Raw genomic sequence first — 25,613 nt, 5'->3', positions numbered from 1 at the left:
ACCGTGGAAAAGGCCGGTCGTGTGCGGCGGCGCACCCTGAGAGAGCGCCTGTCGCACGGTGGGGACCGGCATTGGACCGGTCATATGTGTGCCTCCCAGAGCGGCCGTCTCTCCGGAGACGGCGTCTTCGACCTCACGCGGACGGCCGTGGTGATGGCCGATCGCGCGGGGGTGGCGCAGGGCTGGACGAAGGGCGCCGAGCGGCTGCTGGGCTACTCGGTCTCCGAAGCCGTCGGCCGGCCCCTGGGGGAGCTGTTCGCGGGCGTGGCCGCCGGGGCGCCGCAGGACAACAGATGGGAGTCCCGGCTGGCGGCGGCGGACGGCTGGAGCGGGCTGGAAGCCGTACGGCACAAGGACGGCCACCGGCTCGACCTGGAATTCCGCGTGCTGCCGCTGATGGATGCCCAGGAGCGCTCGACGCGTCTCGTCCTCGCCGCCGAGATGACCCGGACGCCCTGGTCGGGAGCGAGCCGGTCGTTCCTGGAGGGCATCCTCGGCATGTCACCGATCGGCGTGGCCATGGTGAACGCCGATCTTCAGTACGTGTGGCTGAACGACGCCTTGGAGGAGATGGGCGGCACCAGCCGCGAGCAGCGCCTCGGGAAGCGCCTGGGCGACATCCAGCCGGGCCTCGCCGTGGAGGCCATCGAGGCGGAGATGCGCAAGGTGCTGGCCACCGGCACCCCGTCGGTCGGCTACGAGTACCTGGGGCGCCCGGAGTCCGATCCGCAGCGGGAGCACGCCTACTCCACCTCGTTCTTCCGGATCGAGGACGAAGCCGGTCAGGTGCTGGGCGTCTGTTACATGGTCCTCGACGTCACGGAGGGCTACCGGGCGCGCCAGCGGATGGCCCTGCTGAACCGGGCCGGTGAGCGCATCGGCAGCTCTCTGGACGTCTGGCAGACCGCGCAGGAACTCGCCGATGCGGCGGTCCCGGAGCTCGCCGACTTCGTCACCGTCGATCTGCTCGACGCGCTGCTCTCCGGGGAGGAGCCGACGCCCGATCCGGTCGATGCCGCGGATCTGTTCACCATGCGCCGGGCGGGGCAGCAGTCGGTACGCGAGGGCTGCCCCGAGGCGGTGGTGGCGGTCGGGGACGCGGCCGCCTATCCGCCGTCGGCGCCCGTCGTGCTGAGTCTCATCGAGGGCGATTCGGCGCTGTTCCAGACGCTGGACCTCGCCGAGGGTGACTGGGCGGCCGAGGACCCGGTCCGCGCGGCGCACCTGCGGGAGCTGGGCTTTCACTCGCTGATGGTGGTTCCGCTCCGGGCCCGGGGCGCCTTCCTGGGGGCGGCCGCGTTCGCCCGCTGGCAGCACACCGGGCCGTTCCAGCCCGACGACCTGGTGCTCGCCGAGGAATTCGTCACCCGCGCCGCGATCTCCATCGACAACGCCCGCAGATACACCCGCGAGCACAACGCGGCCCTCACCCTCCAGCACAGCCTGCTGCCGCACGATCTGCCCGAGCAGTGCGCGGTGGAGGCCGCCTACCGCTATCTGCCGGCCGACTCGCTCAGTGGCGTCGGCGGCGACTGGTTCGATGTGATCCCGCTGTCCGGCGCCCGGGTCGCGCTGGTGGTCGGCGATGTCGTCGGCCACGGGGTGCACGCCGCGGCCACCATGGGGCGGCTGCGGGCCGCGGTGCAGGCGCTCGCCGACCTGGACCTGTCCCCGGAAGAGGTGCTGGCGCACCTGGACGACATGGTCAACCGGGTCGGCCACGACACCAACGCCGACGACGGGGTCATCGGCGCCACCTGTCTGTACGCGGTCTACGACCCGGTCGGCTGCCGCTGCACGCTGGCCCGTGCCGGCCACCCCGCACCGCTGCTCATCAGCCCCGCGGGCCGGGGCGAACTGCTGGAGCTGCCGACCGGACCGCCGCTGGGACTGGGCGGGATGCCCTTCGAATCCGTCGAACTGCCGTTGCCGGAAGGCAGTCTGCTGGCCCTCTACACCAACGGTCTGCTGCTGGGGAAGGCCCTCGATCTCGACGGCGGGATCACCAGGCTGCGTACCGCCCTGGCCGATGCGCAGGCCCCGCTGGAGGACCTCTGCGACACCGTGATCGGCGCTCTGCCGGGCGGACGGCCGGTCGATGACGTGGCGTTGCTGCTGGCCCGTACCCGGGCCCTGGCGCCGGCCCAGCTGGCGGCCTGGGAGATCCCCGCCGATCCGTCCGCGGTCGGCCAGGCCCGCCGGTCCGCCGCCGGCCGGCTGGCGGAGTGGGGCCTGGAGGACCTCGAATTCCCCACCGAGCTGATCGTCAGCGAACTGGTCACCAACGCCATCCGGCACGCCGCCGGGCCGATCGGCCTGCGGATGATCCGGGCGCGCACGCTGATCTGCGAGGTGTCGGACAGCAGCAGCACCTCGCCGCACCTCCGCCACGCCCGCACCACCGACGAGGGCGGCCGGGGGCTGTTCCTCATCGCCCGGTACGCCGAGCGCTGGGGCACCCGGTACACCGCCCAGGGAAAGATCATCTGGGCCGAGCAGCCGTTCCGGTCGGCCGGCGGCCCCGTATCGGCGAACGCCATGGACGCGCTCCTCGAAGGCTTCGACGACCTCGGCGACCCGGCTCCCGTCTCCGGCACCGGCACCGGCCGCGGCACCGAAGGCCACTGACGAACACTCCCCGCCGCAGACAACTCCCGCCGCGGGCACGGGCCGAGAGCGGCGCGCGGCGGCCGGCCGCCGGTAAGGGCGGCCCTCACCACCCGCCGATGCCCGTTTCCTCCCCGCCTGTATGAGCCCCCGCTTAGCCGTCCCTTAAAGCGACCATAAGGATCTCCAGGATCGCCCTTCAGCCCCCAAAACCGCTGTTCAGCACGGCTAGCGTGCTTCTCGTAGGCGGGTCACGGACCGCCGGCGCCGATCACCGGGGGCGGCGTCGCGTGCTGTGTCCCGACCCCCCCACACTCCCGCCCCCGCTCGACGCACTTGATGAAGGAGACCCCCACCATGACCGCTCGTCGCAAGGCCACCGGAATCGCCCTGGTCGGTATCGCCCCGCTCGCGCTCACCGCGCTCGCCGCGAGCCCGGCCGCCGCACACGGTTCGATGACGGACCCGGTCAGCCGGGTGTCGGCCTGCTACGCGGAGGGCCCCGAGAGTCCGCGGTCCGCGGCGTGCAAGGCCGCCGTGCAGGCCGGCGGGGCCCAGGCGTTCTACGACTGGAACGGCGTACGGGACGGCAACGCGGGCGGCCAGTCCCGGACGCGTATCCCGGACGGCAAGCTGTGCAGCGCCAACAGCCCCGAGTTCAAGGGCCTGGACCTGCCCCGCGCCGACTGGCCGTCGTCCCCGATGAAGGCGGGCGGCCACACCTTCCGCTACAAGGCCACCGCACCGCACAAGGGTTACTTCGAGCTGTACCTCACCAAGGCCGGCTACGACCCGAAGAAGCCGCTGAAGTGGTCCGACCTGGAGACGAAGCCGTTCGCCAAGGTCAACGACCCGAAGCTGGTCAACGGGGAGTACGTCTTCGACGCCAAGGTGCCGGCCCGGTCCGGCCGCCACCTGATCTACAGCGTCTGGCAGCGGTCGGACAGCCCCGAGGCGTTCTACACCTGCTCCGATGTCGTCTTCGGCAAGAAGGCCGCCGGCGGCACCGTCGCCAAGTCCGCGGCGGCACCCGCGCCGGCCGCCTCCGCACCGACCGACGCCCAGATCGCGGCGGGCGCCCCCAAGTCGTCGGTGGGCATGGGCCACCACCACGGCGGCGGCCAGCACACCGGCACGGACCGGCCGGCGGAGGCCGCGGCCCCGGCGCGCGCCGACGCCGCGCAGGCCAACGCCGCGCGCCCCAACGGCGGTTCCCGTCCGGTCGACGGCCAGCGGCTGGCGGAGACCGGTGGCGACAGCTCCACCGCCCCGCTCGCCCTCAGCGGCGCCGCCGTGCTCGCCGTGGGCGCCGGGGTCGTGTTCGCCACCACCCGCCGCAAGGCCGCCCGGCACCGCGGCTGAGTCCGGCAGCCCGGGCCGCCCGGGAAGCGACGCCGCCCCCTGCTGCACCCAGGGGGCGGCGTCGCCGTATCAGGACCCGGCCGGCGGCAACGCCTCGATGATGTCGTTGGCGACATGCTGGTAGATGACCGAGCTCCGGCAGTCGACGACCTCCCGGCGCTTGAAGACCTGGTCCATCAGGAGTGCGTGCAGCCGGTCGACGTCGGGAACGGCGACATGGACCAGGAAGTCGTCGCCGCCCGCGACGACATAGACGCTGAGCACCTCGGGCAGCGAGGTCAGAAATGCCTTGAAGCGCTCGATGACCTCGCGGTTCATCGGGCGGATACGGACCGTGAGCAGCGCCTGGACGGGCCGGTTGAGGGCGCGCAGGTCCACGGTCGCGCGATAGCCGGTGATCACTCCCCGGGCGCGCAGCGCCCGGACCCGCTCCAGGCAGGTGGAGGGCGCGATGTTCAGCCGGCGGGCCAGGTCGCGGTTGGTCTGCCGTGCATCGCGCTGTAGTTCGCGGACAATCGCCGAATCAATGTCGTCCATGACCCCCATGGTGCCGCAGCCACCGAATTATGTTCGGCGAGAGGCCGCATTGATCAATCCAACGGTTACGTTCTGCGACTGTGACCGTACAACAAACATCCCTCCCGGCATCCGCACGACCGGATGTACGGCGGCTGGGCGTCGGCAGCGGTACCGCGCTGTGCGCCGGGGCCGTCCTCGGGCCCGGCGTCCTGACGCTGCCGTCCCTGGCCGCCGCCGCGGCCGGCCCCGCCTCGATCCTGGCCTGGGTGGTCCTGCTCGCCCTGTGCGTGCCGGTGGCCGCCTCCTTCGCGGCGCTCGGCGCCCGGTTCCCCGACGGCGGGGGCGTGGCCACCTATGTGCACCGGGCGATCGGGCCGCGGGCGGCGGCCGTGGTGGGGTGGTGGTTCTACGGGGCGGTGCCGGTCGGCGTGGTCTCGGCGTCGTGGATCGGCGGGAAGTACGTGGCCGACGCGGCCGGTTGGCACGACACGGGCGCGGCCGTCGTGGCCGGGGCGGTGCTGGTGGTGGCGCTGGTCTCCAACGCGGTGGGGCTGCGGCTGTCGGGCCGGGTGCAGCTGCTGCTCGGCGGGCTGCTGGCGGTGGTGCTGCTGGGCACGGTGCTGGCGGCCGCCCCACAGGTGTCCGTCCGCCATTTCACGCCGTTCCTGCCCGGCGGCTGGTCCTCGGTCGGGTCGGCGGCCGGGGTGCTGTTCTTCGCGTTCGCCGGCTGGGAGGCGGCCAGCCATCTGTCGGGCGAGTTCGCCGATCCCGGGCGGGACCTGCCGCGGGTGACCCGCCGTACGCTCGCCGTCATCACCGTGCTCTACCTGGGGCTCGCGGTGGCCACGATCGGTGCGCTGGGGCCGGCCGCGGCCGGGACCGAGACTCCGCTGACCGAGTTGCTCGCCCGGAGCGTGGGCGGCGCCGCGCGCCCCGTGGCCGCCGTGGCGGCGCTCTTTCTGACCTTCGGTGCGGTCAACTCGTATCTGGCCGGGGCCTCCCGGCTCGGTGCGGCGCTCGCCCGGGACGGGGCGGCGCCGCGCGCGCTGGCCAAGGGCGGCGCGCCGGGCGAGGTGCCGCGGCGGTCGCTGGCGGTGCTCGGCGCGGCGGCCGTACTCGTGGGGGTGGCGGCGGGCTTCGGCGGCGCCGATCTGGATCTCCTGATGAGGGCCACCGCCACCTGTCTGGCGGCGGTGACCCTCGCCGGCCTGGCCGCCGCGCTGGTGCTGCTGCCCCGCCGCACTCCCCTGTGGTGCGGCGGGTGCGCGAGCGCCCTGCTGACGGCGGCCGTGCTGGCCTTCTCCGGATGGCTGCTGCTGATCCCGGCGGGACTCGCCTGCGCAGCCGTCGGCTTTCTGACGCTGCGCCGGATCAGCCGATGAGGCGGCGCAGCAGCCGGACATAGCGGCTCCAGCGGGCGGGCCGGGCGACGGTGCCCGTACAGGCCCGTTCGGCGCGGTCCAGGCTGTCCTCCAGGACGGCGTCGTGGAGGGGCCGGAAGGCCAGCGGCCAGCTGAGCCGGGCCCCGCCGCGGGCGTGCATGGCGAGGGTGTGGCGCAGCAGCGCGCGGTCCGGGCCGAGCGGGTGGACGGTGTATTCGTGGAAGCCGTGGAAGCCGCGCGGGGCGGTGAAACGGAAGCGCACCCACCGGCCCGGGACGTAGTCCGCCACGGTGTAGTGGACCGGGCCGTGGCCGCCGGCCGCGCCCGGTGCCAGCGGGCCGTCGAGCCGCATCGGGGGCCAGTCGTGGCCCGGCCAGAGCGGGTCGGTGCCGCCGGACAGGCCGTCGATCAGCAGACCGGCCTCGGCCCCGGACACCGGCAGCACCCGCTCGTGCACGTTGTAGACAGCCATCGCGCCCTTCCTCACCTGGTCCGCACCCGTTCTAGAGGGTGCTCTCCAATATAGTGGAGAGTACCCTCTAGAACATGGCAAGGCCACCCCGGTTCGACACCGCACAGCTCCTCGACGCCGCCGTACGACTGGCGGCCGAGTCCGGGCCCTCGGGCGTCACCATGTCCGCGGTCGCGGCCGCCGCCGGCGCCCCCAGCGGCTCGCTCTACCACCGTTTCGCCGGCCGCTCGGCCCTGCTCGCCGAGGTGTGGCTGCGTACCGTCGAGGGCTTCCAGGCGGGCTACTTCGAGGCCCTGGAATCCTCGGACGACCCGCGCGCCGGGGGCCGGGCGGCCGCCCGGCACATCGTGGCGTGGAGCCGCACCCACCCGGCGGAGGCCGCGCTGCTCCTGTACGGGGCCCAGGAGTTCGGGCGGGACGACTGGTCCGACGAGCATCTGCTGCGCGCGGAAGAGGGGAACATGCGGGTACGGGCCGCCCTGGCGGCGCTCGCCGGGGCCCTGGGGCTGCACGGCCGGGAGGGCTTCGACCGGGTGACGCTCGCCGCCGTCGACCTCCCGCTGTCGCTGGTCCGCCGCCATCTGCGCGGTGGCACCCCGCTGCCCCCGCACGCCGAGGACCTGGCGGAGCGGTGCACCGACGCCCTGTTGGCCGCCGACTGACCCGCGCGCCTGGTACGGAGCGCGGCCCGGGCCCGCCACAGCGGCGGGCCGGGCCGGCTCCCGGTCAGCCCGGCAGACAGGTCGTCCGGGTGGCGTGCGCCGGGTCGAGGGCATTGGCCGTCTCGTGGAAGGCGACGCGGTCGACGAGCCCGATGGCCACATGCTCGGAGAGGTCGAGCCCGCACAGGTCCTGGACCACCACATTGCGTACGTCGGGGCCGTCGAGGAAGGCACTCCGGTAGGGCGTGACGACCTCGTCGTACTTGGTCGCGATCACGGTGTAGTGCACCCCGGGGAGCGTGTCACCGCCCTCGTTGAGGCGGTTGAGGATGTCCGAGCCGACGATCTGGTCGGCCAGCCCGGGGGTCAGCTTGTCGATGTAGTCCTTGGCGCCGGGAAAGTGGTCGAGCAGACGGGTCAGACCGTTCAGATCGGTGCCGTGGTTGTCGGGGGCCAGGCCGACCAGCGCGTTCACCTTGTCTGCGCCACCATGGAACTTCAGGTACACCCGCGACATCATGCCGCCCTGTGAGTGGCCGACGAGATCGACCTTCTCGGTGCCGGTGGCGGCCAGCACCCGGTCCACGTAGGCGGCGAGCTGCCGGGCGGACGCGTCGACCGGGCCCAGCCCGTGGAAGAACGGGACGCCGGGCAGCTGACCGTAGTCCAGGGAGAAGACGCAGTAGCCGCGGGCCACCAAGTAGGGCGCGAGGCCGAGCCAGTTGTCGATGGAGTTGCCGAGCGTGCCGTGCACCAGGACCACCGGCCGCGGGTGGGCGGCGGAGGGCTTGCAGGAGTAGTTGTTCCAGCCGCCGGCGGCGGCCGTCTGCGCGGCGCTTCCGGCCGGGGTGGCGGCGGGCGACGGGTCCGCGGCCGCGGCGGGAACGGTGGCGACGCCGAGGGCCAGGGCGAGGGCGGGGAGGAGGGTGAGCGTTCTTGACCAGCGCAGCTTCATACGATGCTCCTTGCGGGGTGAGGGGACTCCGAAGTGCTCGGTGAGCCGTTCACCTGCGATCCGGATCGCAAGGGCCAACGCAGTTGACTGGCAAGTAAGTTACGGCTGGGTAAGCGCGGTGTACCAGCGGTCTGACGGTGAAGGAAGCCGCACACAACCCTCACCGGACGTCCGGGGGCCGGCGCACGGTTTCCGTGCTCGGCGCTGCCTGTGCACCCCGTCCGCCGCGACCGGTCCGGATGTCAGACCCGTCCCGTAGAGTCGGTAACAGCTTGACCAGGCAAGCGACTTGACCAGGTGCGAGACACGAGGGGGCGACCGATGGAAACGGCCGGGACGGCGGATCTGAGCGGGACGGTGGAGATCTCATCGGCGGCGGAGCTGCGCGAGCTGATCGGTGAACCCAGCCGCCATGCGGCACACAAGACCCGTCACCGGCTGCACGACCTCGACCGCCAGTGGCTGGCCCGCTCGCCGTTCTGCGTGATAGCCACCGCGGACGCGCAGGGCCGCTGCGATGCCTCGCCGAAGGGCGACCCCGCGGGCTTCACCCATGTCCTGGACGACACCACCCTGGTGATCCCGGACCGCCCCGGCAACAAGCGCATGGACGGCTGGCTCAACGTCCTCGAAAATCCGCAGGTCGGGCTGAACTACCTCCTCCCGGGGCGCGGCGACACCCTGCGCATCAACGGCCGCGCCCGGCTGCTGCGCGATGCCCCGTTCTTCGACGCACTGACCGTCAAGGGCCACCGCCCGCGGCTGGCGCTCCTGGTGGAGGTCGAGGAGGTCTTCTACCACTGCTCCAAGGCGTTCCTGCGCTCGGAGCTGTGGAACCCGGAGACCTGGCGGCCGGACGCGCTGCCCTCCCGCGCCCGCATCGTCAAGGGCCTCGAGGCCCCGGACGTCTCCCTGGCGGAGCTGGAGCAGCACTACGGCCCCCGGTATACGGAGCGGCTCTACGGCTGAGGCACAGGACGCCGGGAACCGGCCGGTCCGGGCCGGCGCCGTTCGGCCCAGGGCGATGTCTGGCGCGGCGATGCCGCCTACATCGAGCAGCGTGCAGACCAGTGGGAGAAGGCCCTGCTCACCGGCTGACCGGCTGACCGACGGCAGGCTAAGGCCGGTTGACCCAAGGCCCCAGGGGCTTGGTACTCGGTGGCGGCGGGGTACGGCTTGTCTGGCCGAGGGTCGCGGCGGGTCGTACGCTTCCGGTGCCGAAGCGTGCCCGGGCGCGGTCGACGGCGGCCTCGATGCGGTGTGCCTTGTCGTCGGAGGGGTCGAAGGTCAGCTGGCGCGCGGCGCGTTCGGCGCGGCACAGGTCCTCTGCGCGGAGCGCCACGGAGCGCACCCGTGCCCGTTGAAGTCCGAGCGCGGCATGCAGCGCATAGGCCGCCTCGGTCAGCGCGGGCCCGTGCGCGGTCGGCCCGTCCAGCCGCCGGGTGCGGGTGGTGGTGGAGCGGTCGGCATAGCGGACGGTGAGGGTGAGCGCGCGGGCCACCTGCCCGCTCGCGCGCATCCGGGCGCCGAGGTCGTCGGCGAGCGAGAGCAGCGCCCGGCGGCGCCTGGCCGGGTCCAGTTCGTCGTGGACGAAGCGGTGTTCGGCGCCCATCGAGCGGGCCGCGGCGTTGGGCGTCACCGGCGTCGGGTCGATCCCGCGGGCCCGTTCGTAAACGATCCGGCCCGTCCTGGCGCCGAGGATCCGCTGGAGGGTCGCGGGCGGTGCGGCGGCGATCCGGCCGATGCTGTCGAACCCATAGGCGCTCAGGGCGCGCGCGGTCGCCGGGCCGACGCCGTGCAGTGCCGAGACCGGGCGGCGGTCGAGGAACGCGGCGACGGCCGGGGCACCCTCGGGGACGGCCCGGATCTCCCCGGGCGCCGCCCCCTGGGACGCCATCCGGGCGAGCAGCGGGTTGGCGCCGATCCCGATCGTGCACCGTACGCCGTGCCAGGCCAGCGCGCGCAGCCGCACCAGTTCGGCGAGGCCCGTCGCGTCCCGGTCGAAGTAGCGCAGCGCACCGCGCACATCCGCCAGCGCGGCGTCCGGCGGCAGCGCCTCGATCACCGGGGTGAACTGCGCCAGCAGCCCCAGCAGTTGCTCAAAGCAGCCGGCGCTCACGGGGGTGCCGTCGACGGTCCGGAACCGTACATGGAGCATGCCCGGCTGCCGCGGGGCGCCGGGCGGATCCGGCGGTGCGGCGGGCGGCTTCGACGCGGGGGTCATCCCGCGCTCCCCGGGCTGGAGTGCCACAACTTGCGTCCGGTGGCGGCGCGTTCGCCGGGCGGCTGGAGGTCGGCCCACGGGTGCAGCTCGTAGCCGGTCGTCAGCCGGATGGTGCGGCCCGGGGCGGCGGCCGGCTCGGGCTCGCGGTCCGTCCCGGACTCCTTGCCGGGTCCCTGGCCCGGTTCCGCCGCCGGTGCGTCCGGCACCGCCGACGGGGTGTCCGCCTCGGCCGTCCCCGTACCCGCCTCGGCCGCCACCGTATCCGGCACCTCCGCGAGCCGGGCGGCGACCGCCTCCAGCCCGCCCTCGCGGCGCAGTTCGGCCAGCTCGGCGAGGTTCCAGGCGGCGGCGCCGACCACGCTGAGGCTGCGCGGACCGCGCCGCTGGACCGTGCCGCGCACCAGCAGCAGCCAGGAGTGGAAGATCGTGTGCGCACAGGCCGCATGACTGTCGTCGAAGAAGGCGCAGTCGACCAGCCCGGTGCTGTCGTCCAGGGTGGTGAAGATGACCCGGCGGCCGGAGCGGATCGGCGGTGTCTGGGTGGCCGCCTTGGCCCCGGCGACCAGCACCGTCTCACCGTGCCGGGCCTCGCGCAGCAGCCGGGCCGGCAGCGCGCCCAGCTCCGCGAGGAACTCCCGGTGGTCGGCCATCAGATGCCGGGAGGCGTCCATGCCGAGGACGCCCAGCTCGGCGCTGAGCCGTTCGACCTCGCTGAGGTCGGGCAGCCCGGCCGGCTCGACCGGATCGACCGGTTCCGCGTCCGCGCCGTCGAGGGCCCGTCCGGGCAGCGTCAGCTGGCCGCCGGGCGCCTGCCGGCCGCGGTGGTGCAGCTCGGCGATGTGCAGCAGCAGGTCCCGCCGGTTCGCCCCGAAGGCGTCCAACGCGCCCACCCGGGCGAGGCGTTCGGCCACCGGGCGGCCCGGCCTGGCCCGCTGCCACAGGTCCTGTAGCGAGTGGTAGGGCTGCCCGGCCTCGATCCGCTGCGCCTCGGCCTCGCTCATCCCGTGCACATCGCGGAGCGCGAGCCGCAGCCCCCAGACCGCGGAGTCCCCCGGTCCGGCGCCACGGGAAGCCCCACCGGACACCAGTTCGATTCGATGAGCGACCGCCGACCGGTTCACATCCAGCGGCAGCACCGGCACCCCGCGTCGCCGCGCGTCCGCGAGCAGCAGCCGCTTCGGATACATCCCCGGGTCATGGGTGAGCAGCCCGGCGTAGAAGGCCGCGGGATGGTGCGCCTTGAGCCAGGCGGACTGGTAGGTGGGCACCGCGAAGGCCACCGCGTGCGCCTTGCAGAAGCCGTATGAGCCGAAGGCTTCGACGATCTCCCAGGTACGCGCGATCACATCGGGTGCGTACCCGCGCCGCTCGGCACACTGCGCGAACCAGGCGCGCACCCGGCCCTGGAGCTCCGGATGCGACAGCGCCCGCCGCTTCTCGTCGCCCTCGTCCCGCCCGCAGCCCGTCATGATCCGCAGCAGCTCGATGATCTGTTCGTGGAACACCACCACCCCATAGGTCTCGCGCAGCGGTTCCTCCAGGTCGGGGTGCGGATAGCGGATCGCCTTGCGGCCGTGCCGGGCCTCGATGAAGGGCCGCACCATATCGGCGGCGACCGGCCCCGGCCGGAACAGCGAGATGTCGACGACCAGGTCATGGAAGGTGGCGGGCTGCAACCGGCCGACCAGGTCGCGCTGGCCCGGCGACTCGATCTGGAAGCAGCCGAGCGTCTCGGTCGAACGGATCAGGTCGTAGGTGGCCGGGTCGCCGGGCGGCACCTGTGCGGGGTCGTCGAGATCGATCCGGCGCCCCGTGGCCCGGCCGATCTCGGCGACCGCATGCGCCATCGCGGACTGCATCCGCACGCCCAGCACATCGAGCTTGAGCAGCCCCATCTCCTCCACGTCGTCCTTGTCGAACTGCGACATGGCGAAGCCCTCGCCGCTGGTCGGCACGACGGGCGTACGGTCCAGCAGCGTGGCGTCCGAGAGCAGCACCCCGCACGGGTGCATGGCGATCCCGCGCGGCAGTGCGTCCAGCGCCTCGACCAGCGGCCACAGCTGCTCGCCGCCGGCCTCCCGCACCCCGCGCAGCTCCGGCAGCTCGGCCAGCGCGGCCCGGGCGTCCCGGGCGCGGATGTGCGGGAACGCCTTGGCCAGCCGGTCCACCCGCGCCGGGTCCATGCCCAGGGCGGCGCCCACGTCCCGTACGGCGTGCCGGACGCGATAGGTCTCGGGCATCGAGACCGTGGCGACCCGCTCCGCGCCGAACCGGTCGAAGATCGCGCGGTAGACCTCCAGCCGGCGGGCGGACTCGACGTCGATGTCGATGTCCGGCAGCGCCGCCCGCCGTTCGGACAGGAAGCGCTCCATCAGCAGTCCGTGCTCGACCGGATCGGCGTGCGCGATGCCCAGGAGGTGGTTGACCAGGGAGCCGGCGCCGGACCCGCGGGCCGCCACCCGGATTCCCATCTCCCGTATGTCGTCCACGACTTGAGCGACCGTCAGGAAGTACGAGGGGTAGCCGAGCCGTTCGATCGTGCGCAGCTCGTCGTGCAGCCGCGCCCAGCGTGCGCGGTCGTGGTCGTAGCCGCGCAGCACCATCCCGGCGGCGCAGCGCGAGCGCAGCACCCGGGCGGCGGTGCGGTGGCCCGCGCCGACCAGCCGCGGCTCGGGGAAGTGGATCCGGCCGAGCCCGATGTCGTCCTGCGGATCGACCAGGCACTCCCCGGCGGTCTCCTCGGTCATGGCGAGCAGCCGGTGGGCCAGCCCGCGCCGGAAGCCGGCCGCCTCGGCGATCCGCTCGGCGGTGTGGCTCATCGTGGCGCCGTCCTTGAGCCAGCGTTCCCCGCTGTCCCGGGCCTCGGGCCGGTGCCGGTCCACCGGCACCAGACGGCGGGCGGAGTCCAGCACGTCGGCGACCGGGCCCTGGCCGGGGTCGGCATAGCGGACCGCGTTGGTCAGGACGGCGCGGAGGCCCTGGTCGACGGCGAAGCCGAGGGTACGGGCGGCCAGCCGCGGGGAGCCGGGGCCGCTGCCGGGCCGGCCGTGGTCGACGACCTCCAGGCGCAGCGCCTCGCCGTACAGCTCGCGCCAGGGACCGAGAAGCCGCGCGGCGCGGTCCGGTCGGCCGGCCGCCAGCGCCCGGCCGACCTCGGAGTCCGGTCCGAGCAGCACGGTCAGTCCGTCCGTGGCGGCTTCCAGGGCGTTCCACGGGAGGACGGGCTGCTCCCTCTGTCCGGCGTGGGCGGCCGAGACCAGCCGGCACAGGGCGGCCCAGCCGGCCGCGCCCTCGCGGGCCAGGAAGACGGCGCGGGCGGCGGACTCGTCGAGGAAGGCACCGCCGCGCACCGGAGTGCGGCGGCGCGCGGTGGGCGTGGGCGCCGACGCGCGCTCCGCCACGGCGAGTTCGCTGCCGAACAGCGGGCGGATACCGGCTTCGGCCGCGGCCTTGGCGAACCGTACGGCCCCGGAGAGCCCGTCCCGGTCGGTCAGCGCGAGGGCGTCCATGCCGCGTTCGGCGGCGCGCTCGGCGAGCCGCTCCGGATGGGAGGCGCCGTAGCGCAGGGAGAACCCCGAAGCGGTGTGCAGATGCGTGAACCCGGGCATCCGCACCTCCTGCACCTCATCCGCCCCCCGGCTGACCTTGCGTCCCCCGTTCCTCCTCTCCACCATAACCCGCGCATCGAACATTCGTACGAAGATATGCCGAGAGGCCGGTCACCGATCCGCCGATCAGCCCCACCGATCTGCGCACCTCTGCCGCCAACCGGAAGATAAGGGCACAAAAGCACCGGACCCGGCCGCTGACGTGTGGCGAGGAGCGAGGCATGGCCACGACGGACGACGGCACCCGCACCACCTTCCTCGGGGAGGTGAAGAGCGCGGTGACGCCGCACGCCTCACTGCTGGTGCTCGGCGTCCTGGGGCTGGTGATCGCCTTCATCACGTCGTACACCGGCGCCTTCCACCACCCCGCACCGGCCGATGTGCCGCTCGGCGTCGTCGCCCCCGCGCAGGCCAGGGCGCAACTGGTGGACAAACTGGACCGGCTGCCGGGCTCTCCCCTGGACCCGCGCGCGCTGCCCTCCGAACGGGCCGCCCGGCAGCAGCTCGCGGACCGGACCATCGACGGCGCACTGATCGTCAACCCGCGCGGGAGCACCGACCGGCTGCTGGTCGCAAGCGGCGGCGGCGCCTCCCTGGCCCAGGCGGTCGAACTGGTCGTCCGCTCGGCCGAGAAGGCCGGACACCGCAGCGTCCGCACGGTCGACGTGGCCCCCGCCGCCGCGGGCGACAGCCGCAGCCTGTCGTCCTTCTACCTCGTCGTCGGCTGGTGCGTCGGCGGCTATCTGTGCGCCGCGATCCTCGCGATCAGCGCCGGGGCGCGCCCCTCGAACGGACACCGGGCGGTCATCCGGCTGGCCGCGCTCGCCGTCTACGCGCTCGCCGCCGGGCTGGCCGGCGCGATCATCGTCGGACCGGTCCTCGGCGCCCTGCCCGGCACCTTCTTCGGACTGTGGGGGCTGGGCGCCCTGACCGTCTTCGCGGTGGGCGCCACCACCCTGGCCTGCCAGGCCCTGCTGGGCATCCTCGGCATCGGCCTGGCGATCCTGCTGATCGTCATCCTCGGCAATCCGAGCGCGGGCGGCGCCTACCCCTACCCGCTGCTGCCCCCGTTCTGGCGCGCCATCGGCCCCGCCCTCCCGCCGGGCGCGGGCACCTGGACGGCCCGCTCCCTCGCCTACTTCCGCGGCAACGCGATCACCGGCCCACTCCTGGTGCTCGCCGCCTGGGCGGCGGGCGGCATCCTGCTCACCCTGACCCTGTCGGTCTTCCGCAAGAAGGGCGAGAGCCCGCCATGACCCTCCCCGCCGACCGGCCGCAACGACACCTGGGGCGAGATGCGGCACCGGGCCGGCCCAGCGCCTAGGCACCTCTTGAGCAGCCTGTCCATGTGGCTGGTTCCGCGCTCCCGGACGTCACCGGAGTCGATCTGCGACACTGGGAGAAACGTGCCGGCGCAAGCAGCGGTTGACATCCGTCACGGCTCGACGGTCAACCGGGCCGGCCGGACGAGGGCCGGGAGCCGGCTACGAAACACTGCTCAGGCAGGCCGCGAGAAGCCACGCGGATTGCCGGCTCCCACTTCCCCTCAGTGGACACCAAGCCCACACCGCGTTCGGCCCCGAAGCCGGAGCGGCATGACGGCCGGATCTCACCATCACGTGGGAGGTATCCGATGCCATTCATCGACATCAAGGTGATCGCAGGGGTATTCACCCCCGAGGAGAAGCAGAAGATGGTCGAAGATGTCTCCGAGGCGTTGATCGCCATCGAAGGTGAGGCACTGCGACCGGTGACGCATGTGGTGATCACCGAAACGCCCAGTGGCGAATGGGCGGTCGGCGGTAAGGCCCTGACAGCCGAAGACGTTCAGGCCAAGAGGGCCGACCAGCCCAAACGGTAGGTGTCTTCGAGCTCCTGGTCACTGCGACGTCGATCCAGGCCATGACCTGCACGGCACGAGCAGACCGCGGCTGGCGGAGCGGACGCCTTGCAGCCGGGTCTCTCGCCCGTCATTCACGTCGATACGCAGGAGCATCTGGCTGACGATCACGCGCACGAGGATGAGGTGACCGGCAGTGCTGCCGTGCCGCACCGCGTTTGGTGACCGGCTCGGACACGCAGAGCGTGATGTCGTCGATGCGGTGACGGAGCTGTTCTACGGGGAGTGCGGCAGGCTCACATATGCGTGCCGCCGTCGATCCGGATCTCCGTACCGGTGATGAACGCGCCGTCCCGCGAGGCGAGCATCGCGATGACCCCGGCGACCGTCTCCGGGCCGGCGAAGCCTTCCCCCAGGGCCGGGAAGAGCTTGGTGAACAGGGTCATGTCGGCGTCCTCGGGCAGTCCCGGCACCGGGCCGCTGGTCATGCCGCTGGCGATGGAGCCCGGTGCCACACACACCGCGCGCAGCCCCTGCTTGCTGTACTCGCTCGCGATGGCGTGCGTCATGGACTGGATGCCGCCCTTGCTCGCCGCGTACGCCGACATGTACGGGTGCGCGAACGAGGCCGATGTGGAGCTGAAGTTGACCACGACCGGCGCCTCGCCCTCCAGGAGGGCGGGCAGCGACTCACGGATCATCAGGAAGGTGCCGGTCAGATTGACCCTGATGACCTGGTTGAAGAGGTCCAGGCCGGTCTCGTGGGTGTGTGCGGCGCGCAGGATGCCGGCCGCGTTGACCAGGACGTCCAGCCCGCCGAGGGCGGCCACCGCGGTGGCGACGCCCGCACGGACCGCCGCCTCGTCGGCCACGTCCAGCACCACGGTCTCCAGCCGGCCGCCGGTGCCCTCCGCGGCGGCCCGGTCGGCGGTGCTCCGCAGGCCCGTGGCGTCGACGTCCGCCGCCACCACCCGGCCGCCCTCGGCGAGGATCCGGTGGACCGTCGCCCGGCCGATGCCCGAGCCGGCTCCGGTGATCAGTGCGCGGCGTCCGTCAAAGCGATCCATGGTCCAGCTCCGTTCCCGAGGTACCCGGGCACGCTAACCCGAATCTGGCACGTCGTGCCACCCACGCCTTCCGTGCCACCTTGACACGCGCTCTCTACACTGAAGCCATGCCGACCGCGCCCCGCTCCACCCCGCCGCCCCGCCCCTCGCTCACCGAGCGGCGCAAGGCCGAGACCCAGCTGGAGATCGCCCGTACCGCGGCGGCCCTGTTCACGGAGCACGGCGCCGCCGTCACCGCCGAGGAGATCGCCCGCACCTCAGGAGTCGCGCTGCGCACCTTCTACCGCTACTTCCGCACCAAGGAGGACGCGGTGGTGCCACTGCTGGCCAACGGGGTGCGGGAGTGGATCGACGATCTGGCCACGCCGCCGGCGGATGCGGACGCCCTCCCCGTACACGAGGTGCTGGAGCGGGCGGCCCGCCGGGCCCTGACGCCCGCCGACGAGCCGGCCGCCGAAGCGCTGCGCTGGACCCGCGGGCTGCTGCGGGCGATGCCGGGCGATCCGGCGCTGCGCGCGGTCTGGCACCGGGTGCATCACGACTCCGAAGAGGCGCTGCGGCCGGTCCTGGCACGGCTGACCGGCGCGGACCCGTGGGCGGCCCGGCTGACCGCGGCCGCCGCGAACACCGCGATGCGGATCGCGGTGGAGGAGTGGGCGGCGGGAGACGCGGCGCCGGACGGGCCGCGGGGGCCCGCCGCGCTGGTGGTGCGGGCCATGCGGGCCCTGACGGCGGGGCTGCCGGAAATGACCGGGGCATACGAAGTGAACGGGCGGGAAAACAAGGAGGACTTGGGCCGGCGAGGCGATGAGGAGGGCGCCGCGGCGGACGGCCGGAGCCGGTGAAGGAGGGCACCGCTACGGGCACACCGGGGCGGTAAGGCGACCAACGGGCGGCCGGTTCTTACCTTTACGAACGCCCCGGGCAGCACGGAGGGAGCCTCCGGCCCCCCACTTCAGCCAATCACCGGAGATCGAAACCCGCCCGAACGACCGGTCGGTGGCCGAATCCCTTCGCTGCGTGGCCGAGTGGCGTTTGCCCGGGGCATGCCGGCGGCGGCATCCCCGCTGGCCGCACACCGCTTCGCCCCGCCCGTCCGGTACCGCCTCCGGCCGGTTCGCGCCATTACTCTCAGCTTTCATCTAACGACTCAAAGCGATCGCTCCTTGCCCACTCGGGATGCTTTCGGTGTGCGGTTGGGCCAGACTCCCGTCCGGTATCTGCACCTTCGAGCAAGGGAGTGTTCGTCATGCGGTACATCACTGGGGCGGTCGCGCTCGGCGCGGCACTGGTCCTGGGCACGCTCGCCACCACCGCGCACGCTGTCGCCGCACCGGCGCAGCCCGCGCGGACCGGCGGGCTCTACGCCCCCACGGCACTGGTGCTGACAGCCGGCCAGGGCGAAAGCCGCGCGACCGCCACGGTGCAGCGCGCCGTGACGCTCAGCTGTATGCCGGGGGCGACCGGCAGCCACCCGAACCCGAAAGCCGCCTGCGCCGAACTGCGCACGGTGGCCGGTGACTTCAACGCGGTGACCACCGCCCCGTCCGACCGGCTGTGCACCAGGGAGTGGGACCCCTACGTGGTCACCGCCGACGGCGTGTGGCAGGGCAAGCGGGTCTCGTACACCTACACCTTCGCCAACTCCTGCGCGATGGCCGACGGCATGGGCGCGGTCTTCGACTTCTGACCGCTCCCTCACACCGGAAATCCCCGGGCACCGGACAGTGGTGCCCGGGGATTTCCCGTGCGAGGGAGCGTCGACGGTCCCTACGCTCGGCGCATGAAACCTTCCCCCACCGGCGCGGGCGTCGCCGTGCTCTCCGACATCCATGCCGTGCTGCCGGCGCTGGAGGCGGTGCTCGCCGAGCCGGACGTCCGGGCCGCCGACCGCATCGTGCTGACCGGTGATCTGCTCGCCGGGCCACTCCCCCGCCAGACCCTGGCGCGGCTGCGCGCCCTCGGTGACCGGGCGGTGTGGATCAGCGGCAACGCCGACCGCGAGATGGCCGCCGCCCGGCCGGGGAACGGACCGGCGGATCCGATGGATGCCTGGGCGGCGGGTCAACTCGGCCCGGACGAGCTGGAGTTCCTGGGGTCGCTGCCCGCCACCGTGACGCTGGAGGTGGCCGGTCTCGGGCCGGTCCTCTTCTGTCATGCCACCCCGCGCGACGACACCGAGATCGCGCTGGTCGACTCCCGGCCGGAGCGCTGGGCGGAGGTGCTGGCGGGGGTGCCCGAGGCCGTGCGGACGGTGGTCTGCGGGCACACCCATATGCCGTTCGTCCGGTTCACCCACGGGCGGCTGGTGGTCAATCCGGGGAGCGTCGGCATGCCGTACGGCCGGCCGGGCGCCCACTGGGCGCTGCTGGGGCCGGGCGGCGGAGCGGTCACACTGCGGCATACGGCCTTCGATCACGAGGCGGCCTGCGCCCGGATCGCCCGGGAATCGGGCTCTCCGTCGGCGGCCGCGTGGGCGGATACCTATGTCCGGGCCCGGCATTCCGCCGAGGAGGCACTGGCGGCGTTCGGGCCGGGTGACGGCCGGGACGCCGCCCGGGGCACGGACGGCTGAGCGCCGCGGGACGGTGCCGGCCCCGGACGCTGAGCGGATCCGGGGCCCGGCACCGTGCGCCGAGCTGCTGCGGAGTGGGCCGGTGGGTCAGCCGATTTCCGCGCCGTATGCCTTCAGGGCCTCGGTGACCGGCTGGAAGAAGGTTTCGCCGCCGTTGGAGCAGTCGCCGCTGCCGCCGGAGGTGAGACCGAGGGCGGACTCGCCGTCGAAGAGCGCGCCACCGCTGTCGCCGGGCTCGGCGCAGACATCGGTCTGGATCAGCCCCTCGACCGTGCCCTCCTGGTAGTTGACGCTGGCGTTCAGCGCCTTGACGGTGCCGTCGTGCACCTGGGTGGTGCTGCCGCTGCGCTGCACCTTCTCGCCGACGGTGGCCTCCGCGGCCTTGGTGATCTTCTGGGTGCTGCCGTTGTAGAGGTCGACCTCGCTCGGGTGCGCGGTGTCGCCGGTGTACTTGGCGAGCGAGTAGTCGTCGCCGGGGAACTTGGAGTCCTCGGTGGTGGCGATCGCCGAGCCGCCCTGCTGGTCGGACCAGCTCTTGATCTCGTTGCCGCAGTGGCCGGCCGTCAGGAAGTGCGGCTGGCCGTCCTTGACGACGTTGAAGCCGAGCGAGCAGCGGGCACCGCTCCCCCAGATCGCGTCGCCGCCGCCGATGAAGGGCTTGAACTGCCCCTTGCTGTGGCGGACCTCGACCTTGTCACCGAGGCTCTTGGCGACCGTGGTGAGCTTGTCCAGCTTGGCGCCCTTGACCGTGCGGTCGGCGGTCACCACGACCTTGTTGCTCTGCGGGTCGATGCCCCAGGACGTGCCGGGGATGGTCGCCTTCGACTTCAGCGTCTGCCGGGCCGAGTCGAGCTGGGCGAAGGTGTGCTTGACGAGTCTGGCTTGTGCCCCCTTCGCCCGTACGGCCTTGGCCGCCGCCTGGTTCACGACGTTGACCACCAGCTTCTTGGCCTTGGCGTCATAGAACGCCCCGGCGGTGTCCGTCTTGAGGTGGGAGGCGAGCGTGCTCGCCGCCGCCGAGGTCAGCTTGGCGGGCGTCGGCTTGGGGGCGGGGGCCTGGGACGCGTTGGCGTTGGCGAGGGTGACGGTGGCGGTGGCGGCGAGGGCGAGCGCACCGGCGCCCGCGATGACGGCGCGCCGGTTGGGTATGCGTCGGTGCTTCAACTCAGGGCCTCCCGTGGGGGGAAGAGCCCGGAAACTGTGGGGAGTTGCCCGGGCCCGGAGAGTAGGGGATCAGGACTGGCACGGGTCCGCCCCGAGGAGCGGCGGCTCGGGGAGTCGCGTCCATGCCAAGGTGGGGCCGAGTATTCCCATCCGCCTCACTCGCGCACAAGACCGAGTTCCGGTCTCACATGCGGGAGTTCACCACTTCGCCACACGAAGCACACACCGACATCCGTGCACCTCGACCCGAGTGCGGACATCAGCGGGCACGCGAAGCGTGCGGCGGACGGCAACGTGTGAGGACTATAGCTGGCCGGAAAACACCGGCCGGGAGCCGCCCCCGGGCCCTCAAAAACGCCATATATACCCGTACCAAGGGGTACATACGGCATTCAGTGGCACATCAGAAAGGCAGCCGGCGCCCGCCTCAGACCCTCATGCGCGAGGGCGGCCTACGGCAGATCCTCCACCGGCGGGAGGTCCGCCAGCTCCGGCGGCAGGGCGTCCTCCGTACCGTGCTCGACGGCCGTACGCGACGACCGGGGCACCGCCGGGGCAGGCCGCTGCACACCGTCCCGCTCCGCCTCCGCGGCCGCGGTCTGCGCCTGGGCCTGGAGCCCGGAGCGCTCCAGGAACCGCAGCAGTTCGACCGGGAAAGGCAGGACAAGGGTGGAATTCTTCTCGGCGGCGACCGCCACCACGGTCTGGAGCAGTCGCAGTTGCAGCGCCGCGGGCTGGCCGGACATCGCCTCGGCCGCCTCGGCCAGCTTCCTCGACGCCTGGAGCTCGGCGTCCGCGTTGATCACCCGGGCACGCCGGTCGCGGGTGGCCTCCGCCTGGCGGGCCATCGACCGCTTCATCGTCTCCGGCAGCGAGACATCCTTGATCTCCACCCGGTCGACGGTCACGCCCCAGCCGATGGCCGGGCTGTCCATCATCAGCTCCAGGCCCTGATTGAGTTTCTCGCGGTTCGACAGCAGATCGTCCAGCTCGCTCTTGCCGATGATCGACCGCAGCGAGGTCTGCGCCATCTGGGAGACCGCGAAGCGGTAGTCCTCGACCCGGATCACCGCGTCGGCGGCGTCCACGACCTTGAAATAGACGACCGCGTCGACCCGCACCGTGACGTTGTCGCGGGTGATGCCCTCCTGGGCGGGCACCGGCATCGTGACGATCTGCATATTGACCTTGCGCATCCGGTCGATGATCGGAACGATCATGGTGAACCCGGGCTCGCGCACCTCGGAGGCCAGCCGCCCCAGCCGTAGCACCACACCGCGTTCGTACTGCTTGACCACCCGCGCCGCCGCCATGAGATACACCGTGCCCGTGCAGGCCAGCGCCACCGCCGCCGTCACCAGTTCTTCGACCATCACGGCTCCCTGAAGATATGCCGCACATGTCTGGATCACGCTGTTTACCATGGTATGCCCGGCCTGGAAGGCGGTCGAGACCGTCGGCGGACACCGAGGAGCCCCCGTCCGCCGGCGGACGGGGGCCGTCATACCGCCGGAGCCAGGTCCGGCGTGGTGTGCGGGAATCCCGCCGTACGGGCCCGGGCCGCGCGATCCCGGGCCGTACGGACTCAGCCGGCCGGCGTCAGTAGACGCTCACGCCGTACGCGCTCAGCGCCTCGGTGACCGGCTGGAAGAACGTGGTGCCGCCGGAGGTGCAGTCACCGCTGCCCCCGGAGGTGAGACCGAGCGCCTTGGTCCCGGAGTAGAGGGGACCGCCGCTGTCGCCGGGCTCGGCGCAGACCGTGGTCTGGATGAGGCCGGAGACGATGTCCCCGCCGCCGTAGTTCACGGTGGCGTTCAGTGCGGTGACCTTGCCGCTGTGGGTGCCGGTGGTGGAGCCCCGGCGGGTGACCGACTGGCCGACGCTCGGGGTGCCGGCGCTGGTGATGTCCTGGCTGCCGACCGTGCCCGCGTGGGCCACGGAGGAGTTCGTGTACTTCACGATGCCGTAGTCGTTGCCGGGGAAGCTGGAACCGGCGGTCGGACCGATGCTCGTGGTGTGCGAGGAGTTGGTGTACCACGGCGGGTTGCCGTCGGTGCAGTGCCCGGCCGTCAGGAAGTAATAGGTGCTGCCGCTGCGGACGTTGAAGCCGAGCGAGCAGCGCCAGCTGGGTGCGTAGATGGCGTCGCCGCCGGAGATGAACTTACGGAAGGTGCCCGCGATCCGGTCGATGCGGACCGCGTCGGCGTTGCTGCCCGCGGCCCGCTCGATCTTGGCGATCTCGCTCCGGGAGACCGTGCGGTCGGCGGTGACGACCAGGGTGCGGGTCGCGCCGTCGACCCGCCAGGCGGTGCCCGGGACATCCGCGGCACGTACCGCGTTCCCGGCGGCGGAGAGCTGGGCGGCGCTGAACTTCTGTGTGGGGGCGGGGTTCTGTGCGTTGGCGGTCGGGATGGCGATGGCACCGATGGCCACCAGTCCGGACGCCACGGCGATCAGCCGGGTGCGTCTCGCCACGCCGCTGCGGGGGGTGGTGCGCTCGTTCCTCACTGATTCCTCCGAGGGGATCGGGGGCCGCCGGTGGGCGGCCGGTGAGGCGCAGCCAACGGGCACACCAGAATCCGCACGTTCATTTTCGGCGTGCCCCTGACAAGCGCTGAGCGGAGTCTCGGGCGCACCACCCCCGCCGCGCAAGAGGTCCGCACCGATGTCTCACGCCCGACACACGGCCGCAACCTCACCACCGCCCCCAACACAACGCCCCGGCAGCCGCGTTGACGGCTGCCGGGGCGGCGCTGACCCCCTCGGTCACGGGTGGGACGGATCAGTGGACGATACGGTTCCGACCCGCCCGCGGGGTGACGGGCAAAGGCATGGCGGGGCGCCGGTCAGTCTGCGGCCCCAGGGCGCCCCGTACGACGGGTCCGTGGGACGGCCGCCCCGCCCCCGTACCACTTCGGCGCCGGGATCCGGGGAGGCTGCGCGACGTGGCGCGAATGATGCGCCCTGCCGGGGGGCGCACAAGCCACCCGGAACGCGGTCCTCCGGCTGCCATCGTCGGACAATCGGCTCGCTCAACTTTCGAGGGAAGCGGGTCCGGTGGACACAGGTCGGAATCCGCCGCCGCGTCAACACCCCTCCGATGGGCCAGTCTCCCGATCATCGGGCTATCCCGCGCCCCTCCGCCGAGTCCCTTGGCATTTGCCCTGGTCCCGTGCACGAACCGACCCGGGGGTCCGCTGCGATTTCTTGCCCTCATCGGCCCCGCTCACCCGATAGAGTACCGACCGTGATGTTCGTCGTACTGTCAGTTTCCTTACGGGGCGCGTAAGCTGATGCTGCGCCACCCTCTTTGCACCAGATGTGTCACGAACCCCCCGTGCGGCGGCTATCCACTTGGCACACCCTCCGCCTCATGAACGACGATAGGGGCGGACACGCAGAGACCGCGGGTGAGAGGAGGCGTCAATGGGATCGGTGCGCAAGGCGAGTGCCTGGCTTGGCCTCGTCGACGACAGTGATGACGAGCGCTACTACGACGACGACTACGCCGAGGGACCCGATGCCGGTGACTCGGGCGACAGCCCCTGGGCCACCGACCCCCGGGTCCGAGTGGCCGACGAGGCCGCCCAGGACCAGGGCACCCGCATCGCCACGGTCTCCCCGGAGAGCTTCCGGGACGCCCGCGGCATCGGCGAACTGTTCCGGGACGGCGTCCCGGTGATCGTCAACCTGACGGCCATGGAGCCCTCCGACGCCAAGCGGGTGGTGGACTTCGCGGCCGGCCTGACCTTCGGTCTGCGCGGTTCGATCGAGCGGGTCGCCACCCGTGTGTTCCTGCTGACCCCCGCCGACTACAAGGTGGTCAGCGGGGAGGCCCGCGGCCACCGCAACGGCGGTTTCTTCAACCAGAGTTGAGCCGTCCCGCGGCTGTCCGGACGGGGTCCGGGCGCCCGCGGGGCCGCCACCGGCGCACCGGCCCCCGGGTGGCGCGGCGCCCCGCTCAGCGGGCGAGGCCGCTCACCGGAAGGCGTCCAGGCCGGTGAGCGCCTTGCCCAGCACCAGCTGGTGCATCTCGACGGTGCCCTCGTAGGTGAGCACCGATTCGAGGTTGGTCGCATGCCGCATGACGGGGTACTCCAGCGAGATCCCGTTGGCACCGAGAATCGTCCGGGCCGTGCGGCAGATCCCGATCGCCTCCCGTACGTTGTTCAGCTTGCCGAAGCTGATCTGCTCGGGGCGCAGCCGCCCCGCGTCCATCCGCCGCCCCAGATGATGGGCCAGCAGGATCCCCTTGTGCAGTTCGAGCGCCATGTCGGCGAGCTTGGCCTGGGTGAGCTGGAAGCCGCCGATCGGCTTGCCGAACTGTTCCCGGGTCTTCGCGTAGTCCAGCGCCGCCTCGAAGCTGGCGCGCGCGGCGCCCATGGAGCCCCAGACGATGCCGTAGCGGGCGTGGCTGAGACAGCCGAGCGGGCCGCGCAGTCCGGTGACCTCCGGGAGCACCGCATCGGCCGGCAGCCGTACGTCGTCCATGACGAGTTCGCTGGTCACCGAGGCACGCAGGGACCACTTATGGGTGATCTCGGGGGCCGAGAAGCCGGGGCTGTCGGTGGGGACCACGAAGCCGCGGATGCCCTCGTCGGTCTGCGCCCAGACGACCGCGACACCGGCGACCGAGCCATTGGTGATCCACATCTTGCGGCCGTTGAGCACCCAGTCCCCGCCGTCGCGCTTGGCGTAGGTCCGCATCGCGGCGGGGTCGGAGCCGATGTCGGGCTCGGTCAGGCCGAAGCAGCCGATGATCTCGCCGGCCGCCATCCGGGGCAGCCACTGCTGCTTCTGCTCCTCGGAGCCGAAGCGCCAGATCGCGTACATGGCGAGCGAGCCCTGGACGGAGACCAGCGAGCGGATACCGGAGTCGGCGGCCTCCAGCTCCAGGCAGGCCAGACCGTACTGGACGGCGGAGGCGCCCGCGCAGCCGTAGCCGGTCAGGGACATCCCGAGCGCGCCGAGGGAGCCGAGCTCACGGGCGAGTTCGCGGATGCCGGGCAGTTCGCCGCGCTCGTACCAGTCGGCGATCTGCGGCAGCACCCGGTCGGCGGCCCACCGGCGGACGGTGTCCCGTACGGCGCGGTCCTCGTCGGTCAGCAGGTCGTCGAGGCCCAGGGGGTCGCCGGGGTCGAACGGCGGAAGCGTCGAGGACGGCGGTGCGGACATG

At 72.6% G+C, this 25,613-nt stretch carries 21 protein-coding genes; 11 read left to right on the top strand and 10 right to left on the bottom strand.

The annotated features are described in order from the left end of the window. The first annotated feature begins 84 nt into the window (after positions 1 to 84). Both ACFWJW_RS23825 and ACFWJW_RS23820 read left to right on the top strand, forming a co-directional pair. Entirely contained in the window at positions 85 to 2,628 is a 2,544-nt protein-coding gene (locus tag ACFWJW_RS23825) for a SpoIIE family protein phosphatase (RefSeq protein ID WP_387244851.1), read from the top strand. Positions 2,629 to 2,964: 336 nt separating this feature from the next. Continuing rightward, on the top strand, positions 2,965 to 3,969 hold the full coding sequence (locus ACFWJW_RS23820) for a lytic polysaccharide monooxygenase (RefSeq protein WP_387244848.1): 1,005 nt from the start codon (positions 2,965 to 2,967) through the stop codon (positions 3,967 to 3,969). A 69-nt stretch (positions 3,970 to 4,038) separates the two neighbouring features. Here the strand turns inward: ACFWJW_RS23820 and ACFWJW_RS23815 are convergent, their stop codons facing one another. Beyond that, on the bottom strand, positions 4,039 to 4,506 hold the full coding sequence (locus ACFWJW_RS23815; RefSeq protein WP_085924269.1) for an Lrp/AsnC family transcriptional regulator: 468 nt from the start codon (positions 4,504 to 4,506) through the stop codon (positions 4,039 to 4,041). An 80-nt stretch (positions 4,507 to 4,586) separates the two neighbouring features. Here ACFWJW_RS23815 and ACFWJW_RS23810 point away from each other — a divergent pair, with 80 nt between their 5' ends. Further along, positions 4,587 to 5,870, top strand: coding sequence for an APC family permease (locus tag ACFWJW_RS23810; protein ID WP_387244845.1), 1,284 nt, complete (start codon positions 4,587 to 4,589; stop codon positions 5,868 to 5,870). Here the strand turns inward: ACFWJW_RS23810 and ACFWJW_RS23805 are convergent. After that, complete coding sequence (locus ACFWJW_RS23805; RefSeq protein WP_387244841.1) at positions 5,860 to 6,342, bottom strand: SRPBCC family protein; 483 nt, start codon at positions 6,340 to 6,342, stop codon at positions 5,860 to 5,862. The genes ACFWJW_RS23810 and ACFWJW_RS23805 overlap by 11 nt on opposite strands. A 74-nt stretch (positions 6,343 to 6,416) precedes the next feature. Here ACFWJW_RS23805 and ACFWJW_RS23800 point away from each other — a divergent pair, with 74 nt between their 5' ends. Continuing rightward, complete coding sequence (locus ACFWJW_RS23800) at positions 6,417 to 7,004, top strand: TetR/AcrR family transcriptional regulator (protein WP_042157401.1); 588 nt, start codon at positions 6,417 to 6,419, stop codon at positions 7,002 to 7,004. Positions 7,005 to 7,068: 64 nt separating this feature from the next. Here the strand turns inward: ACFWJW_RS23800 and ACFWJW_RS23795 are convergent, their stop codons facing one another. Beyond that, positions 7,069 to 7,959, bottom strand: a complete 891-nt coding sequence (locus tag ACFWJW_RS23795; RefSeq protein ID WP_387244837.1) for an esterase/lipase family protein — start codon at positions 7,957 to 7,959, stop codon at positions 7,069 to 7,071. A 321-nt stretch (positions 7,960 to 8,280) separates the two neighbouring features. Between ACFWJW_RS23795 and ACFWJW_RS23790 the strand changes: the two genes are divergently transcribed. Beyond that, complete coding sequence (locus ACFWJW_RS23790) at positions 8,281 to 8,928, top strand: pyridoxamine 5'-phosphate oxidase family protein (protein ID WP_387244834.1); 648 nt, start codon at positions 8,281 to 8,283, stop codon at positions 8,926 to 8,928. A 148-nt stretch (positions 8,929 to 9,076) separates the two neighbouring features. On the opposite strand, the gene ACFWJW_RS23785 is transcribed toward ACFWJW_RS23790, so the two are convergent. Beyond that, complete coding sequence (locus tag ACFWJW_RS23785; RefSeq protein WP_387244831.1) at positions 9,077 to 10,183, bottom strand: helix-hairpin-helix domain-containing protein; 1,107 nt, start codon at positions 10,181 to 10,183, stop codon at positions 9,077 to 9,079. Then, entirely contained in the window at positions 10,180 to 13,791 is a 3,612-nt protein-coding gene (locus ACFWJW_RS23780) for a DNA polymerase III subunit alpha (RefSeq protein ID WP_387244828.1), read from the bottom strand. The genes ACFWJW_RS23785 and ACFWJW_RS23780 overlap by 4 nt, the downstream gene beginning before the upstream one ends. Positions 13,792 to 14,012: 221 nt before the next feature. Here ACFWJW_RS23780 and ACFWJW_RS23775 point away from each other — a divergent pair, with 221 nt between their 5' ends. Then, a complete protein-coding gene (locus ACFWJW_RS23775) occupies positions 14,013 to 15,047 on the top strand; it encodes a DUF3533 domain-containing protein (protein ID WP_387244825.1) in 1,035 nt (344 codons plus the stop codon). Between the two features lie 377 nt (positions 15,048 to 15,424). Further along, positions 15,425 to 15,652 (top strand): 4-oxalocrotonate tautomerase family protein, encoded by a 228-nt coding sequence (locus tag ACFWJW_RS23770; protein ID WP_387244822.1) that lies wholly within the window; start codon positions 15,425 to 15,427, stop codon positions 15,650 to 15,652. A 275-nt stretch (positions 15,653 to 15,927) separates the two neighbouring features. Here the strand turns inward: ACFWJW_RS23770 and ACFWJW_RS23765 are convergent, their stop codons facing one another. Further along, positions 15,928 to 16,698, bottom strand: coding sequence for an SDR family NAD(P)-dependent oxidoreductase (locus ACFWJW_RS23765; protein WP_387244819.1), 771 nt, complete (start codon positions 16,696 to 16,698; stop codon positions 15,928 to 15,930). A 107-nt stretch (positions 16,699 to 16,805) separates the two neighbouring features. Here ACFWJW_RS23765 and ACFWJW_RS23760 point away from each other — a divergent pair, with 107 nt between their 5' ends. The 3 genes from ACFWJW_RS23760 (at position 16,806) to ACFWJW_RS23750 (ending at position 19,273) form a co-directional block, all read left to right on the top strand. Continuing rightward, positions 16,806 to 17,543, top strand: coding sequence for a TetR/AcrR family transcriptional regulator (locus ACFWJW_RS23760; RefSeq protein WP_387244816.1), 738 nt, complete (start codon positions 16,806 to 16,808; stop codon positions 17,541 to 17,543). Positions 17,544 to 17,947: 404 nt separating this feature from the next. Next, complete coding sequence (locus ACFWJW_RS23755) at positions 17,948 to 18,388, top strand: subtilase-type protease inhibitor (RefSeq protein WP_387244811.1); 441 nt, start codon at positions 17,948 to 17,950, stop codon at positions 18,386 to 18,388. Between the two features lie 93 nt (positions 18,389 to 18,481). Then, positions 18,482 to 19,273, top strand: coding sequence for a metallophosphoesterase family protein (locus tag ACFWJW_RS23750; RefSeq protein ID WP_387244808.1), 792 nt, complete (start codon positions 18,482 to 18,484; stop codon positions 19,271 to 19,273). An 87-nt stretch (positions 19,274 to 19,360) separates the two neighbouring features. Here the strand turns inward: ACFWJW_RS23750 and ACFWJW_RS23745 are convergent, their stop codons facing one another. The 3 genes from ACFWJW_RS23745 to ACFWJW_RS23735 form a co-directional block, all read right to left on the bottom strand. Next, positions 19,361 to 20,437 carry a S1 family peptidase gene (locus ACFWJW_RS23745; RefSeq protein WP_387244805.1) on the bottom strand — a complete coding sequence of 359 codons (1,077 nt, stop codon included), beginning with the start codon at positions 20,435 to 20,437 and terminating at the stop codon, positions 19,361 to 19,363. A gap of 452 nt (positions 20,438 to 20,889) precedes the next feature. Next, a complete protein-coding gene (locus tag ACFWJW_RS23740; RefSeq protein WP_387244802.1) occupies positions 20,890 to 21,810 on the bottom strand; it encodes a slipin family protein in 921 nt (306 codons plus the stop codon). Between the two features lie 226 nt (positions 21,811 to 22,036). Further along, the gene (locus ACFWJW_RS23735; protein ID WP_387244799.1) at positions 22,037 to 22,945 is read right to left on the bottom strand and encodes a S1 family peptidase; all 909 of its coding nucleotides are present in this window, start codon (positions 22,943 to 22,945) and stop codon (positions 22,037 to 22,039) included. Positions 22,946 to 23,863: 918 nt separating this feature from the next. Between ACFWJW_RS23735 and ACFWJW_RS23730 the strand changes: the two genes are divergently transcribed. Further along, positions 23,864 to 24,313, top strand: coding sequence for a cell division protein SepF (locus ACFWJW_RS23730; protein ID WP_387244797.1), 450 nt, complete (start codon positions 23,864 to 23,866; stop codon positions 24,311 to 24,313). Between the two features lie 102 nt (positions 24,314 to 24,415). Here ACFWJW_RS23730 and ACFWJW_RS23725 read toward each other — a convergent pair whose 3' ends face one another. Beyond that, on the bottom strand, positions 24,416 to 25,612 hold the full coding sequence (locus tag ACFWJW_RS23725) for an acyl-CoA dehydrogenase family protein (protein ID WP_387244794.1): 1,197 nt from the start codon (positions 25,610 to 25,612) through the stop codon (positions 24,416 to 24,418). Position 25,613 lies beyond the last annotated feature (1 nt).

This window comes from Streptomyces sp. NPDC127097 (assembly GCF_042724075.1).
Lineage (GTDB): Bacteria > Actinomycetota > Actinomycetes > Streptomycetales > Streptomycetaceae > Streptomyces.
Note: the sequence above shows the minus strand (reverse complement) of the source record. Positions and strands in the feature narration are given on the sequence as shown.